This is a genomic window from uncultured Algoriphagus sp. (genome assembly GCF_963974365.1).
Lineage (GTDB): Bacteria > Bacteroidota > Bacteroidia > Cytophagales > Cyclobacteriaceae > Algoriphagus.
This window is the reverse complement of sequence record NZ_CAXBBX010000020.1, coordinates 15,534-29,075: the sequence shown is the minus strand read 5'-3', so window position 1 is coordinate 29,075 and position 13,542 is coordinate 15,534. Positions and strand designations below refer to the sequence as shown.

The window sequence follows — 13,542 nt, the reverse complement described above, 5'->3', positions numbered from 1 at the left end:
AGTAACTTGTAAGCAGATGAAGCAAAATTATTCTAGAGTAGTCGTAAGAGGCGGAGTACTTTCACCCGCAGAATTAAAGCAGATTTTGGAACTGGCAGAAAGCGCAGGATTGGACACGATTTCTCTGGGCTCGCGTCAGGACATTCTTTTCATCAAAGAAGACGACAAGTTAGAAATTGATCCTCAAGACAAATTTCAGCTGGTTTCTCCAGAGGAAATTGGGGCAGAAAATATCATCTCATCCTATGTGTCCTCTGACATTTTCCCAAATACTCCATGGCTCACTGGCGATCGGTATTTATACATTTTGGAACAATTTCGGGTACAGCCAAATCTAAAAATCAACATCACTGACCCAAAGCAACGATTGGTTCCGCTGTTCACAGGACACTTGAATTTCGTTGCTTCGGAGCATGAGGATTACTGGTATCTGTACGTCCGTCTGCCAGAATGGGAAGAGACAATGATGTACCCGGCGCTTATCTACAGTTGGGATATAGCAAAAGTAGCTGCGTCAATTGAAGACATTTTGAAGGAAGAGCCAGCCGATGTGCAGTTTCTTTTTGAGTTGGTGAATGAAGGGGTAGACTCAAACAACCGGACGGTTGACAGTCCGTTGGAAGTGCCTTTTTATCCATTCCCCTACTATGAAGGCATTAATCGGGTCGGTAATGATCGCTATTGGTTGGGATTGTATTGGAGAAATAATAAGTACTACATAGACTTTTTGAAGGTGCTCTGTGACCTCTGTGCGGACAGCCGAATCGGAAAAATCTCCATCACGCCCTGGAAATCCATTATCATTAAAGGAATTCCAGAAAACACAAAAATCGAATGGGAAAGACTGCTGGGCCGTTACGGAATCAATGTACGTCACTCCATGCTGGAGCTGAATTGGCATCTTCCTGTCAACAATAAATCTGCGCTGAAACTCAAAGAGTATCTTGTTGACAACTTTGACAAACGCGACATCAGTACTTACGGACTTACTTTTGGAATCACTGATTACACCAGAAAGGCATATTATTTCACGTCCATTATCATAGAGAAAAATCAGCCTCCGGCAGGATTGGAAGGCATCAAAATCCGAAATACGTACAATCTTCTTTATGCAAAAAACTTTGATCCAAACTCACAGCAATACATCGTCTACGTACAGGAAGTGGATAAGGTAGAACTGCCGGGACTTTTGATCGAGCTAAGTAAGATGTACTTCGACCAGTTGGGAAAAAAGCCAGAGGGTTCCAAAAAATTGGCTACTCCAAAGGAGACTATAAAAACTGAAGCTTATCAATGCTCGGATTGCCTCACAGTATACGATCCTACATATGGAGATTTGGTTCAGAATATTGCTCCATTGACTGCATTTGAGGATTTACCCGAGACTTACCTTTGCTCTCTTTGCGAAGCCCCTAAATCGAAGTTCGTAAAAAAGACTTTTGAAAAGCAGGTTGAATAGTGGGCAGGGATCAGTTTTCAGTCGTATAATGAATACTGATTCGAGAAGAAATAACAGAAAATAAAATACTTAGTATTTATACGTATTTTATCTAGAATTTAATAAGTATTTATACTTATATTTGGTTCGAGATTTAACCACTAACCCTCGAACTATGAAAAAGATTTTTACGCTAATTCTTGCCTTCGTAGCATACCATCAAATTGTATTGGCTCAGGAATTCACATTAGACGCGGACATACGTCCTCGGTTTGAATATAGACACGGCTTTGGTAGCCTATTCCCAGATAATGGAAAACCTGCAGCATTTGTAACGCAGCGATCTAGACTCAATTTGGGTTTTCAAGACGAAAAGCTAAGCCTCTATTTAAGTGTACAGGACGTAAGTACTTGGGGCGACACCCAGCAACTCAGTGCAGCAGATGGAAATGACTCTTTTGGCCTTTTTCAGGCTTGGCTTCGCTATTCTTTTACTCCAAACTGGGCATTAAAGCTTGGCCGTCAAACGATTTCTTATGAAGATCAGAGAATACTTGGCGAAGTGGATTGGGCGATGCAGGGAAGATTTCATGATGCCGCGATGATCCAGTATTCCAAAGATCAGTTCAAGCTGGATTTAGCTTTTGCCTACAATCAGGAGAATCAAAAAACTATAGGTAGTGACTATACCATTACTGGGTTTTTCTCCTACAAAACCATGCAAATGGCTCACCTTACTAAGGCGTGGGACAAAGGATCGATTAGCTTTCTCTTTATGAATAATGGTTTTCAGAAGTACAGTAGCGATCCCATTCCTCAGACAGACGGACTTTATTACCGCCAGACTACAGGCACTTACTTTACCTTCCCGCTTTCTGCCCTCACTATTACGGGTTCAGCTTATTTGCAGACTGGAAAGGCAAATGCCTCCACAGATCTGAGCGCGTACCAATACATGGTTGAGGCAAAATATAAAGCTGGAAAAGTGACTTTAATTGGGGGTTTTGAGTCATTGAGTGGGACAGATCAAGCTGGGGAAGAAAAGAATAAATCCTTTTTCCCATTATATGGTACCAACCATAAATTCAATGGATACATGGATTATTTCTACGTGGGAAATCATGCCAACAATGTAGGACTGAATGATGTCTATGGAAAAATAGCCTTACCAACTGGAGAGAAATCCACTTTGGGTCTGAATGCCCACGTGTTTTTTGCCAACGGTGAAATGGCAGACGATTTATCACAAAACTTGGGAACAGAGCTTGACTTAGTCTATGGTAACTCCCTGGGAAAATATGTGAAAATGAATGTGGGGTACTCTCAGCTATTTGCCACGGAAAGTATGAGTGCTGTGAAAGGCGGAACAAGTTCAGAAAACACCAATAATTGGGGTTGGGTGCAATTGATTGTGAATCCTAGATTGCTGACTTATAAAATGAAGCAAGATTAATTCGCTTGCTTAAACCTCTCTTTCGCTCCGTCTAAAAACTCAACAAATTCCTGAATATCGGTTTCATATCCCTTAGGCTGAGCGAGGAGATTTTCACTGTGATCTAGGATCACATAGTAAGGCTGTGCATTGTTTTGAAAGTGGGTAATCTGGAAATCAGCATTTTGCTTGCCCAAAGTCTTCTTGACTTTTCCGTCATATTCTGAGGTGTACCATTCGCTTTCAGGAAGCTCCAATCGTTCATCGATATAGAGTGCCACCATTACAAAATCTTCTTTCAGCCTCTTCAAAACCTGCGGATCTACCCAGACGTTTTCCTCCATCTTCCGGCAGTTCACGCATCCATGCCCAGTGAAGTCAATGAGAAGTGGCTTATTTGCCTTTTTTGCAGCTCTCATTGCTTGCTCATAGTCAAAATACCCCTGAATGCCGAGAGGTATTTCCAGTGGGATATCTGCATATTTTACTGGTTCACCCAGGATATTCTCTCCAGCCTCAACCATACTTTGCCCACCAGTCATTTTAAACTGCTGAGTGGACATGGGTGGAAGGTAACCGCTTAGGTATTTCAGCGGCGCTCCAAAAAGACCTGGAATCATGTAGAGCACAAACATAAAGGTGAACAAAGCCAAAAGTAGTCTTGGCACGCCTATGGTCTCCATAGGTGAATCGTGTGGAAGGCGAATTTTACCCAAAAGATAAAGTCCCAATCCAGAGAAAATCACAATCCAAATAATCAGGAAAATATCCCGATCCAGGATTCCCCAGTGATATACCAGATCAGCGATGGAAAGGAATTTGAATGCTAAAGCCAGTTCTAGAAATCCCAAAACCACTTTCACAGAATTCAGCCAACCACCGGACTTCGGCAAGCGATTCATCCATTCAGGGAAAATAGCAAACAGCGTAAATGGAATTGCAAAGGCTAGGGAGAATGCAAACATTCCCAGAATCGGTTTAATCAATTCTCCACCAGCCGAAGAGATCAAAATAGATCCAACGATAGGGCCTGTGCAGGAAAATGACACCAACACCAAAGTGAAAGCCATAAAGAAAATACCTGTCAAACCATCTTTTTCAGCCTTTTCATCTACTTTATTTACAAAGCCAGAAGGCAAGGTAATCTCGAACATCCCAAGAAAAGCCAAGGCGAAAAAGATAAAAATCCCGAAGAAAAAAAGATTCGGAAGCCAATGTGTTGCTAGCCAATTGGCGAATTCAGGACCTTGAATAGCGGCCACTGCAGTTCCAGCAATTGTATAAATAGCAATAATCGACAAGCCATAAATGATGGCATTTCGTATTCCTGTTGCTTTGCTTCCAGCACGGCCAGTAAAGAAACTTACAGTCATCGGTATCATTGGAAATACACAGGGAGTAAGCAAAGCGGCCAAGCCAGCCAAGAAAGCTAAAACCATAAATCCCCAAAGAGATTCGCTCTCTTGAACTTGAACGATCTCAATAGATGGAGAAGAATTGGCAACTGGCTCATCCACCTGATTTTCCTGGATACCAAAAAGAGCATCCTCTGTTTCAGAATCAGAAGAAGAAACTGAATCTATTGCTGGAACAGTACTTTCTGAAGGAGTTGAGGTAATAGGAGGCTCACTAGCCTCGAATTCAGTCTCTATATCAAGATCATAATTAACACACTTACCTGAGACATCAGAACACATTTGATATGACAACGTTCCGGTAATTTTTCCAGAAGAAGTTTTAGGAATAAATAATTGCTTAAACCTCCCTTTCCCTATAAAATACTTTACATCACCTTCCCAGATATCTTCATATTTTGTCTTGGAATCAATGGCTTTAAAACCACCTGTCAAAGTATATTCTTCAGAATTATCCAACTCCAAAGTCGCCAAAATCGGACCTAGATCCGGATCAAAATCATTGGCATAGATATACCAACCAATTGGAATTTGTGCTTCGAATACCAACTTAGCCTCTTCACCTTTAACCAGACTTTTTGGCTCGATTGAAATCGTCCATTTTGGCGGAGCAATAATCTGTGCTTGAGCGTAGAAGCTGAAGAAAAGCAGTGCCAGTAGCAGTAGTTTTCCTGATTTTCCTTTGGCTTTAGTCATGAAGTTGGAAAAGAGATGAATTGAGAATTAGGGGCAAGGGCTGGGTTTATTTTTCGGAGAGCTTTCTAAACTGACGGAAGAATGCTGCAATGGTTTCGATACCTACAAAGTAATTTTTCACTCCATAGTGCTCATTTGGTGAATGAAGCGCATCCGTATCCAGTCCAAAACCGAATAAAATCGGATCAGAACCTAATTCCTTTTGGAACAACGCAACGATAGGAATAGATCCACCTTCGCGAGTCGGAATAGGTCTTTTCCCAAAAGTCTCTTCCATTGCAGCTTCTGCTGCTTTGTAACCAAAAGATGAATCGGAAACTACCGCAGGGGAACCGCCATGATGAGCTTTCACTTTTACTTTTACTGATTTTGGAGCAATAGATTTGAAGTGATTTTCGAATAACTCAGCGATTTCTCTCCAGTCTTGATCAGGTACGAGACGCATAGAGATTTTCGCATGTGCTTTTGACGGCAAAACGGTTTTGGCTCCTTCTCCAATATATCCACCCCAGATACCGTTGACATCTAGCGTAGGTCGAATACCAACACGCTCGATAGTCGTGTAGCCTTTTTCCCCATGAACATCATCAATGTCCAATTTCTCTTTGTACTCATTCAGATCAAACGGAGCTTCGTTCAAGCGCTCTCTTTGCGCAGCCGTCAGCTCTTGCACTTTATCGTAGAACCCAGGAATGGTAATATGCTTATCCTCATCCTGCATGGAAGCAATCATGTCACAAAGTACATTGATCGGGTTGGCAACAGCGCCACCGTATGTACCTGAGTGCAAATCACGATTGGAACCTGTCACTTCCACTTCCATGTAAGCCATACCGCGAAGACCAACCGTGATGGAAGGATCTTGCATGGAAATCATATGCGTATCAGAAATCAAAATGACGTCTGCTTTCAGCTTCTCTTTATTCTCGATGACGAATTTATCCAAGTTGTCAGACCCGACTTCCTCTTCTCCTTCGATCATAAATTTGACATTGCAAGGCAAATCTCCAGAAGCCATCATTGCTTCAAAAGCTTTCACATACATGTAAAATTGCCCTTTGTCATCCGCAGATCCACGAGCGAAAATTGCTCCTTCGGGATGAATCTTCGTCTTTTTGATCACGGGCTCAAAAGGAGGAGAATCCCAAAGTTCATAAGGATCAGCAGGCTGCACATCGTAATGTCCATATACCAAAACCGTTTGCAAAGCAGGGTCAATGATTTTCTCTCCGTAAACAATTGGATAACCTTTCGTCTGGCAAATTTCCACTACATCAGCTCCTGCTTTTTCCAAGCTTTCCTTCACAAAATTAGCCGCAGCAAAAACATCATCTTTAAATTTAGGATCAGCACTTACCGATGGAATGCGGAGCAAATCCAACAATTCATTAAGAAATCGATCTTTGTTGTCTCGGATAAAATCATTAACTGCCATATATCTGGGGATTATTTAGTACAGCTTCAAAATTATCCTTTTCAGCCTGAAATGCCTATTTTAAAGATGTAATTGTCAGGCAGGAAGGTAGCAAGAACCTGCGAAGCTGATTAGTGGCGAAAAAGTTTAGCCAAATAGAATCATAGAAAACATAGACTTAAAGATCTTTATCGTAAAAAAATTACATAGAAATGAAAGCAGTTATTTGCGAGGAGTTTGGCCTACCTGAAAACTTAAAAATTGGAGAATTACCGGATCCTAGACCTAAGGAAAATCAAGTTCTAATTCAGGTAGAAGTATGTGGTGTGAGCTATCCTGATTTGCTAATCATCCAAAACAAGTATCAATTTAAGCCAGAGCTTCCTTTTTCTCCTGGTGGAGAAGTAGTGGGTAAAATCATCAAAATAGGCGATAATGTAAGCAATTTGAAGATTGGAGATCGCGTATTGGCACTTTGTCGCTGGGGTGGATTTGCGGAAAAAATAGCTGTGGATACTGATCGACTTTTTGTACTTCCTGATGGAATTTCTTCAGAAATAGCTGCTGGCTCGCTTTATTCCCTGAGCACAGCTTATCATGGGTTGAAAGATCGAGCTAATCTTCAGGAAGGAGAAACCTTACTTGTGCTAGGAGCTTCCGGAGCAATCGGAATTGCTGCAGTTGAATTGGGAAAAGCCATGGGAGCAAAAGTCATTGCCTGTGCATCTTCGGATGAAAAACTGGAATACTGCAGTAGTAAAGGTGCTGATGAAACGATCAATTACGAAACGGAAGATCTGAAATCCAGAATTAAGGAGTTAACAAATGGAAAGGGAGCTGATGTGATTTTAGATCCTGTTGGAGGAAAGTACACTGATCCCGCTTTGCGAGGAATCGCATGGAAAGGCCGGTACCTGATTGTAGGATTTGCCAATGGAGATATTCCTAAAATCCCCATGAATTTACCTTTACTCAAAGGATGTTCTATTGTTGGAGTTTTTTGGGGGAATTTCTCAAAAGTGGAAGCTTCACAGAATAGGCAGAATATGGAGACCCTTTTTCACTGGATTTTGGAAGGAAAAATCACTGGACACGACCTAGGATTATATGCTTTAGAAAATGCACCAAGTGGACTTATGGCTCTTCAAGAACGCAAAATTTTTAAAAAAGGGATCATAAAAATAACTCAACCACAATCCATCAAATAAACATATCTACAGTCTAGGCGAGTAGCTAGACTGTAGATTTTAAGAGCGAAAGCTAAGAGATAGCCTTCACATTTACTTCTATATTCCCTTTAGTTGCTTTGGAGTAAGGACAAACTTTATGCGCTTCCTCAACTAGTTTTTGGGCTGCTTCCAAAGAATCAGCATGCGGTATTTTCACAAAAATATCCACCGCCAAACCGAAATCACCCGGACCATAATTACCCAGATGTACTTTGGCGGTAATCTCTGAATCTCGTAGACTCGTCTTCCCAGCAACAGCACCTAATGCACCACCGAAACAAGCCGCATACCCTGCAGCAAAAAGTTGCTCTGGATTAGTTTTACCTCCTTCTCCTCCTATTTCTTTAGGCATGGCGACATCAAAATCCAAAAGCCCATCATCCGTTTTCACATGTCCTTTTCTACCACCCGTATTTATGGCTACCGCGGTATAATCAATATTCAACTTCTTCATTTAGTTAGATCTTTTTAGTTTTTCAATACTATCTAACAAGTGAGAAATAGAATGGTTTAGCTCAGCCAATTTTAAATCTGAAGATTCAGTCATTTGCTCATTTAAGGGCTCAATTATTTCATGGGCTTTAACTTGAAGTGATTTTCCAGGATAAGTCAATTCCACATGAACTGTTCGTTCATCCGCCTCCCCTCTCTGCCTCCTCACATAATTCATTGCCTCCAGTTTTTTCAACAGTGGCGTCAACGTCCCCGAATCAAGGTATAAACGCTTCCCTATTTCATTGACCTTCAATCCATCTTCTTCCCACAAAACTGATAGCACAAGAAATTGTGGATACGTTAAATTCAGTTCATTCAAACCGCTTTGAATGAACTGAATTAATAATCTGGAACTTGAATAAAGAGAAAGCGAAAGCTGATGGATTGGAAGCATGAGACGAAAATTAGGATTTTATACAATCTAACTGTATAATACCTAAAACATAAGCTCTCCCGCTTAAAAACACCTTCCAATCATAGGGTTATCTACTATTTTCTTTTTTAACACATTAGCATCGATAGTTCCATTGACCCTATAAGCCACTTTCCCTCCTGGCTCTATCAGCAGTGTAACCGGCAGACTTCCATCCCACTCCTTCCCGACCACCTCTATCACTTTATATTTATCGTCAGTATCCATGATATAGTTTGGAAGTGCTGAGGCTTTACCTTTAAGATATTTAAGCGCTCTATCTGACTGCTCAGGACTATCCATACTCACGGATACAAATTGAAAGTCCCGTTCTCCATACATGCGTTGGATAGTGACAAATTCTGGATATTCTATGATGCATGGACCACACCAGGTAGCCCAAAAGTTCACTAGCTTTAATTCGTCTGTATCATTTTTCAAAAGCTCAGCTAATCCGTCCGGTGAAAGATTTTCAATAGTTACTTCTTTCTCTTCCCAAGCTTTATTAGTCTTGATGGTGTATTCATTTTTCCAGGCCCATTTCATTGAGCAACCGAATGCAGGAGTTTGAGCTTCTCCCTCTGGAAGTGCTTCTCCCGCCAAGGCCATGTCAATTGCTTTTCGAAGATCTTCCGCATTTGCCGTCCCAGGCTTCTCGGAAGCATCTATCCTTCCTGAATAGCTAAGCTTCCTGTCTTTATCAAAAACGAAAACATGTGGCGTAGCTGTAGGACCATAGGCTAAAGAGAATTCATGAGCATCTCCATCGTAGAGATAAGGAAAATTATAGGATTTATCCTTTGCCCTAATTTTCATTTCTACAAACGTATCACTCAGGTCTGTATATCCCAATTCTTCTGGAAGAATCCCTATCGGACTATTTGCAGAAATCGCCACAAATGCCACCTCTTTCCCGGAGTAATCATCCACGACGTCTATAAACCTATCCTCGTAAGCTTGTGCTGTTGGGCAATGATTACATGTGAAGTTGATCACAAGAATCTTCGCATCTGAGTAGTCCTCAAGCTTATGAAATTGATCATCAATCCCTGGAAGATTAAAGGGCGGCGCAGCATCTCCAATTGCCAACTTCGCTACGGATTTCTCCTCTACTAAAATAGGATTGGCTACAAAAACTGTTTCTGGATTGGTTTCCGAAGAAATAACTTCTGATTCTTTTGAATTACCCGTGCATTGACTGAGCAAAATAGTAGCGCCAAGCAAGACTTCACATATTACAACATACTTAATTTTAGTGTTCATAGATTATTAGGGTTTAAGATCGAAATAGGCACTAGACTTTTAATGAATAACCATTTTGGTAGGCATAATGAATCTTTGTATTTGCTTCCCAGTCATCTTCAAACACCTGAGCTACCGGATCCCATTTCAACGGCCTACCCAACTCATGTGCAATATTGCCAAGGGTGCAAGCTGTACACGAGCTATGACCGATTTCAACAGGCACCACAGGATCTTTTCGCTTAACTACACAATCAATAAAATCTACGTGGTGATCACCGAAACCAAACTCCTCTTTCTCGAATTTACGCTCACAGGCTTGCACATCGGTGTCGTAATTACCTCTAGAAACCTTGATCCAGCCTTTCTCCCCGATGAACTTCACGCCCTGCCTACCTTCGTCAAAAGGCTCAATAATCATGGGCACTCCATTTGAGTAAATGTATTTCAGCGGCGTAGAATCAGTAGCAGGGATTATTTCAACAGGACCACTTCTATCCATACCAAGTCCCCACTGGGCTATGTCTATCATGTGAGCTCCCCAATCGGTCATTAACCCGCCGCCCGTTTCCTTATACCATCTCCATGCTCCCCACACTTTCTCATTTTGCTCTGGTTTGAGGGAAATAGGTGGATCTAGTTCTTCATTGTAATGAATGTCGGGAAGTGGTCCAACCCAAGTTTTCCAATCCAATCCTGCCGGAACTGATTGAGCAGGTAAATCATAAGGTTTGGGATGTGGTGGAGTCCCGACATTGACCAGAACTTTTTTGATATTTCCAAGCATTCCTTTTTGGACCATTCTGGCTGCATGTTGAAAATTAGCCCCCGATCGCTGCATGCTTCCTACTGCAAGCACGGTTCCATTGGAGCGCACTGCTTTAACTAATTCTTGTCCTTCTCGAATTGTGAACGTGAGAGGCTTTTCCAAATAAATGTCTTTTCCGGCATGACAGGCATCTATTGCCATCATCGCATGCCAATGATCTGGAGAGGCGATCACCACCGCGTCCACTTCTGGATTTGCTAGTAACTGTTTGTAATCGGCATAAACCTTGAGTGCTGGAGCTTGCTTTTTCTCATCCTTGTATAGCTTAGCAACTCGCTTTTTAAATCTATCCAATTTAATCTCATAGACATCAGCACCAGCTACAACATCCACAAGTGGATTTTTCATCATGTTGCCAAGCAAGCCCATTGCTTGCCGCCCTACTCCTATGAATCCTATGCGAATTTTAGAGGTGTCGGCAGTACGCATATTCGTGCCAAAACTTAGATTGGGAATAGCTGAAAAGCCCATTGTGCTGAGTAGCGATGCACTGAGAAATTTCCTTCGGGAAAAATATGATTTGCTCATATCAAGAGTTAGTGAGGTTAATTGAGGGTTATTTGTTTTAGGTGAAATAAAGTACTGATTTTCTTCACCATAGAAAAATAAATAGATGGCAATTTGATCAATGGAGTATTTTAGAAAAGATGGAGACAGGAAACTCTTTTCTGAAATTTATACTTTTGACTAACAGAGCCCTTTTCCTATGACAATCCAACAACTCGAGTACCTCATCGCTGTCGACAAGCACAGACACTTTGGCCATGCAGCCGAAAGCTGCTTTGTTACCCAACCTACGCTTAGCGCCCAGCTAAGTAAGCTGGAGCGAGACCTTGGTGTGATACTTTTTGATCGAAGTAAAATGCCTGTGATCCCTACAGAAATGGGTGTGCAGATCATCGAGCAGGCCAAAAAGGTTGTTTCTGAAAGTAAAGGGATATTTGAGTTGGTCGCTCAGATGAAGGGAGATATTTCCGGTGTGATCAAATTGGGAATTATTCCTACGTTGGCTCCTTATTTACTTCACCTTTTTATACGAAAATTCCTCGAGAATTACCCCCACGTAAAACTGGAAGTACAAGAAATGGTCACAGAGGAAGTTGTGAAAAAGCTCAAAAATGATGAATTGGATTTGGGAATTGTAGTCACTCCTTTGCTGGAATCCGGGGTAGTGGAAAAGCCGATGTTCTATGAAAAGTTTTATGCCTATTTATCTAAGGATCATCCTTTGCTCAAGGAAGATGTATTCCATCCGGAGAAAGTTGCCCAAGAAGATTTATGGGTGCTTCAGCAAGGTCATTGCTTCCGGGATCAGGTGATCAATCTTTGTGATCAAAGTCTAAGCGGCCCAAAGAATTTTCACTACGAAAGCGGATCTCTTGAAGGGTTGAAGAACATGGTTAACCGATACAAAGGAGTTACGCTATTACCTGAACTGGCAACTTTGGAACTCTCTGATGAAGAAAAAACAAGATTGAGACCCTTCGCCGGCCTAGCCCCTACTCGGGAAGTGAGCATTATCCTGAATCGAAGTTTCCTCAAACAAAAGCTTGTCGAGCTTCTATTCAAAGAGATTACGAGTTCTATTCCTCAGGAGATGACTTCCAAAGCTCATGGAAAAATTGTGAGGTTTAAGTAAGATTTATTGCTTGGTCAGTATGTAATGATCTGCAAGATCTCCGGTGATCATTTTTCCTTCCATATCAAGCTGCCAAAGGCGGTTTTCACCCACTTTATATTGGCTAGGTCCGTTACTTACCTGCTCTAGTGTGATAATCGATCCTGTTTCGTCCCAGGTAAATGTACCCATGTCATCTTCTTCTAAGGCGTCATTTCTACCAAAATAATGGGTTGATAATTTATAGGTGCGGTCGATATTGAGCGTAAGGGTGGTCTCTATTCCCTCACAGCTGGCGCAGGGAACAGTTCCTTTGTAAGTACCATTCCAGTCTAGTGCAGTGGCCGAATTGTCACCGCTATATAAAGCCTGTTCTGTTGAATTAATTTCAGTTTCCTCTTCAGCAACTGATTCGGAATTGGAGCAGGAAGTGGTAAGTGCCAAGGATGCAAAAAGCCCTAGTAGGATCAGGTTTTTATTCATATTCAGGTAATCATTTTTGCAAAAAAGATCAAGAATCAGACCGAAAGATGTCTCTAGCTTAAGTTTTAGAGCTTTTCTATTAAGGAAGCAGTAGATTGCCATCTTTCAATATAAAAAAAAGAGAGCCTAAGCCCTCTCCAGTATTTCCTGATTTTTTAAGCAATTCAAAGAGATTTTGGGCCCTGTGCTGCATATCCCACAATCACTATTTCTGTCAACATTTTGTCCTTAAGAAATTCGGCCTGATTCAAATCCATTTCTGCACGGAGTTGCTGACCTTCATTCTCCAATAATTCAGCTCTGTTTGTATATAATTTTGGGGAATATGGATTTTCTACTAATGCTAGGCTGACCGCCTCCAATGGTGATATCTCCTTTGTTTTCTGAGATGATGTTAAAAAAGGATTTGGAGGAAATGCGCCCCCTTTTGAAAGCTTAAATTCAAAACTCATCAAATACTCCTGACCATGACTTTTCCCTATTAGATAAGAAGGATCCCAGTTTTCTTTTAGCAGTTTGACGTTTCTTTCTATCTCCTCCTGAAAAGCCAAATCACCTGACAGAAGCTCATATTCCCCAGTCATGATGCCTCTCGCATCAACTTCAATAGAAATAACCACCGTCCCTTGGGTATCCGATTGACGCAATTCAGTAGGGTATTTCAAATTCTTTGAGAGCAATCTATTCATCTCACTACGAGAATCAGTAGTCTGAGCAAAGACGCTACTCATACTTAGGAGGAATAGAAGCAAAAATAATCCAGGTAACTTTTTCATGATGCATTTTGGTTAAAGTGTTAAAGAATTTAATCTACTGACTATGAACGGAGTAAACAAGAA

General features: G+C 41.4%; 12 protein-coding genes. 4 read left to right on the top strand and 8 right to left on the bottom strand.

What is annotated here, in order from left to right; translation table 11 throughout:
* The first annotated feature begins 16 nt into the window (after positions 1 to 16).
* Together AACZ87_RS20995 and AACZ87_RS20990 are read left to right on the top strand one after the other, a co-directional pair.
* Positions 17 to 1,459, top strand: a complete 1,443-nt coding sequence (locus AACZ87_RS20995) for a rubredoxin (RefSeq protein ID WP_339870044.1) — start codon at positions 17 to 19, stop codon at positions 1,457 to 1,459.
* A 154-nt stretch (positions 1,460 to 1,613) separates the two neighbouring features.
* Complete coding sequence (locus AACZ87_RS20990; RefSeq protein ID WP_339870043.1) at positions 1,614 to 2,891, top strand: alginate export family protein; 1,278 nt, start codon at positions 1,614 to 1,616, stop codon at positions 2,889 to 2,891.
* On the opposite strand, the gene AACZ87_RS20985 is transcribed toward AACZ87_RS20990, so the two are convergent.
* Positions 2,888 to 4,981 (bottom strand): cytochrome c biogenesis protein CcdA, encoded by a 2,094-nt coding sequence (locus AACZ87_RS20985; protein ID WP_339870042.1) that lies wholly within the window; start codon positions 4,979 to 4,981, stop codon positions 2,888 to 2,890. The two genes, AACZ87_RS20990 and AACZ87_RS20985, sit on opposite strands and share 4 nt — an antisense overlap.
* A gap of 46 nt (positions 4,982 to 5,027) precedes the next feature.
* A complete protein-coding gene (locus tag AACZ87_RS20980; protein WP_339870041.1) occupies positions 5,028 to 6,416 on the bottom strand; it encodes a dipeptidase in 1,389 nt (462 codons plus the stop codon).
* 191 nt (positions 6,417 to 6,607) lie between these two features.
* Between AACZ87_RS20980 and AACZ87_RS20975 the strand changes: the two genes are divergently transcribed.
* Entirely contained in the window at positions 6,608 to 7,603 is a 996-nt protein-coding gene (locus tag AACZ87_RS20975) for an NADPH:quinone oxidoreductase family protein (RefSeq protein WP_339870040.1), read from the top strand.
* Between the two features lie 52 nt (positions 7,604 to 7,655).
* Here the strand turns inward: AACZ87_RS20975 and AACZ87_RS20970 are convergent, their stop codons facing one another.
* The 4 genes from AACZ87_RS20970 to AACZ87_RS20955 form a co-directional block, all read right to left on the bottom strand.
* Positions 7,656 to 8,078, bottom strand: a complete 423-nt coding sequence (locus AACZ87_RS20970) for an organic hydroperoxide resistance protein (RefSeq protein ID WP_339870039.1) — start codon at positions 8,076 to 8,078, stop codon at positions 7,656 to 7,658.
* Positions 8,079 to 8,513: a MarR family transcriptional regulator gene (locus AACZ87_RS20965; RefSeq protein WP_339870038.1), complete on the bottom strand. Its 435-nt coding sequence runs from the start codon at positions 8,511 to 8,513 to the stop codon at positions 8,079 to 8,081.
* A gap of 63 nt (positions 8,514 to 8,576) precedes the next feature.
* Positions 8,577 to 9,794: a redoxin domain-containing protein gene (locus AACZ87_RS20960; RefSeq protein WP_339870037.1), complete on the bottom strand. Its 1,218-nt coding sequence runs from the start codon at positions 9,792 to 9,794 to the stop codon at positions 8,577 to 8,579.
* A gap of 31 nt (positions 9,795 to 9,825) precedes the next feature.
* Positions 9,826 to 11,130, bottom strand: a complete 1,305-nt coding sequence (locus AACZ87_RS20955) for a Gfo/Idh/MocA family oxidoreductase (RefSeq protein ID WP_339870036.1) — start codon at positions 11,128 to 11,130, stop codon at positions 9,826 to 9,828.
* A 178-nt stretch (positions 11,131 to 11,308) separates the two neighbouring features.
* On the opposite strand from AACZ87_RS20955, the gene AACZ87_RS20950 reads away from it, so the two are divergent.
* Entirely contained in the window at positions 11,309 to 12,241 is a 933-nt protein-coding gene (locus AACZ87_RS20950; protein ID WP_339870035.1) for a hydrogen peroxide-inducible genes activator, read from the top strand.
* 3 nt (positions 12,242 to 12,244) lie between these two features.
* Here the strand turns inward: AACZ87_RS20950 and AACZ87_RS20945 are convergent, their stop codons facing one another.
* Together AACZ87_RS20945 and AACZ87_RS20940 are read right to left on the bottom strand one after the other, a co-directional pair.
* Positions 12,245 to 12,703 carry a copper resistance protein NlpE gene (locus AACZ87_RS20945; protein WP_339870034.1) on the bottom strand — a complete coding sequence of 153 codons (459 nt, stop codon included), beginning with the start codon at positions 12,701 to 12,703 and terminating at the stop codon, positions 12,245 to 12,247.
* Between the two features lie 164 nt (positions 12,704 to 12,867).
* Positions 12,868 to 13,479 carry a hypothetical protein gene (locus tag AACZ87_RS20940; RefSeq protein WP_339870033.1) on the bottom strand — a complete coding sequence of 204 codons (612 nt, stop codon included), beginning with the start codon at positions 13,477 to 13,479 and terminating at the stop codon, positions 12,868 to 12,870.
* Positions 13,480 to 13,542 lie beyond the last annotated feature (63 nt).

Coding starts and splice junctions, on each gene's coding strand:
- AACZ87_RS20990 (WP_339870043.1), top strand. CDS start 1,614: ATGAAAAAGATTTTTACGCTAATTCTTGCCTTCGTAGCATACCATCAA.
- AACZ87_RS20970 (WP_339870039.1), bottom strand. CDS start 8,078: ATGAAGAAGTTGAATATTGATTATACCGCGGTAGCCATAAATACGGGT.
- AACZ87_RS20950 (WP_339870035.1), top strand. CDS start 11,309: ATGACAATCCAACAACTCGAGTACCTCATCGCTGTCGACAAGCACAGA.
- AACZ87_RS20975 (WP_339870040.1), top strand. CDS start 6,608: ATGAAAGCAGTTATTTGCGAGGAGTTTGGCCTACCTGAAAACTTAAAA.
- AACZ87_RS20960 (WP_339870037.1), bottom strand. CDS start 9,794: ATGAACACTAAAATTAAGTATGTTGTAATATGTGAAGTCTTGCTTGGC.
- AACZ87_RS20965 (WP_339870038.1), bottom strand. CDS start 8,513: ATGCTTCCAATCCATCAGCTTTCGCTTTCTCTTTATTCAAGTTCCAGA.
- AACZ87_RS20980 (WP_339870041.1), bottom strand. CDS start 6,416: ATGGCAGTTAATGATTTTATCCGAGACAACAAAGATCGATTTCTTAAT.
- AACZ87_RS20985 (WP_339870042.1), bottom strand. CDS start 4,981: ATGACTAAAGCCAAAGGAAAATCAGGAAAACTACTGCTACTGGCACTG.
- AACZ87_RS20945 (WP_339870034.1), bottom strand. CDS start 12,703: ATGAATAAAAACCTGATCCTACTAGGGCTTTTTGCATCCTTGGCACTT.
- AACZ87_RS20940 (WP_339870033.1), bottom strand. CDS start 13,479: ATGAAAAAGTTACCTGGATTATTTTTGCTTCTATTCCTCCTAAGTATG.
- AACZ87_RS20955 (WP_339870036.1), bottom strand. CDS start 11,130: ATGAGCAAATCATATTTTTCCCGAAGGAAATTTCTCAGTGCATCGCTA.
- AACZ87_RS20995 (WP_339870044.1), top strand. CDS start 17: ATGAAGCAAAATTATTCTAGAGTAGTCGTAAGAGGCGGAGTACTTTCA.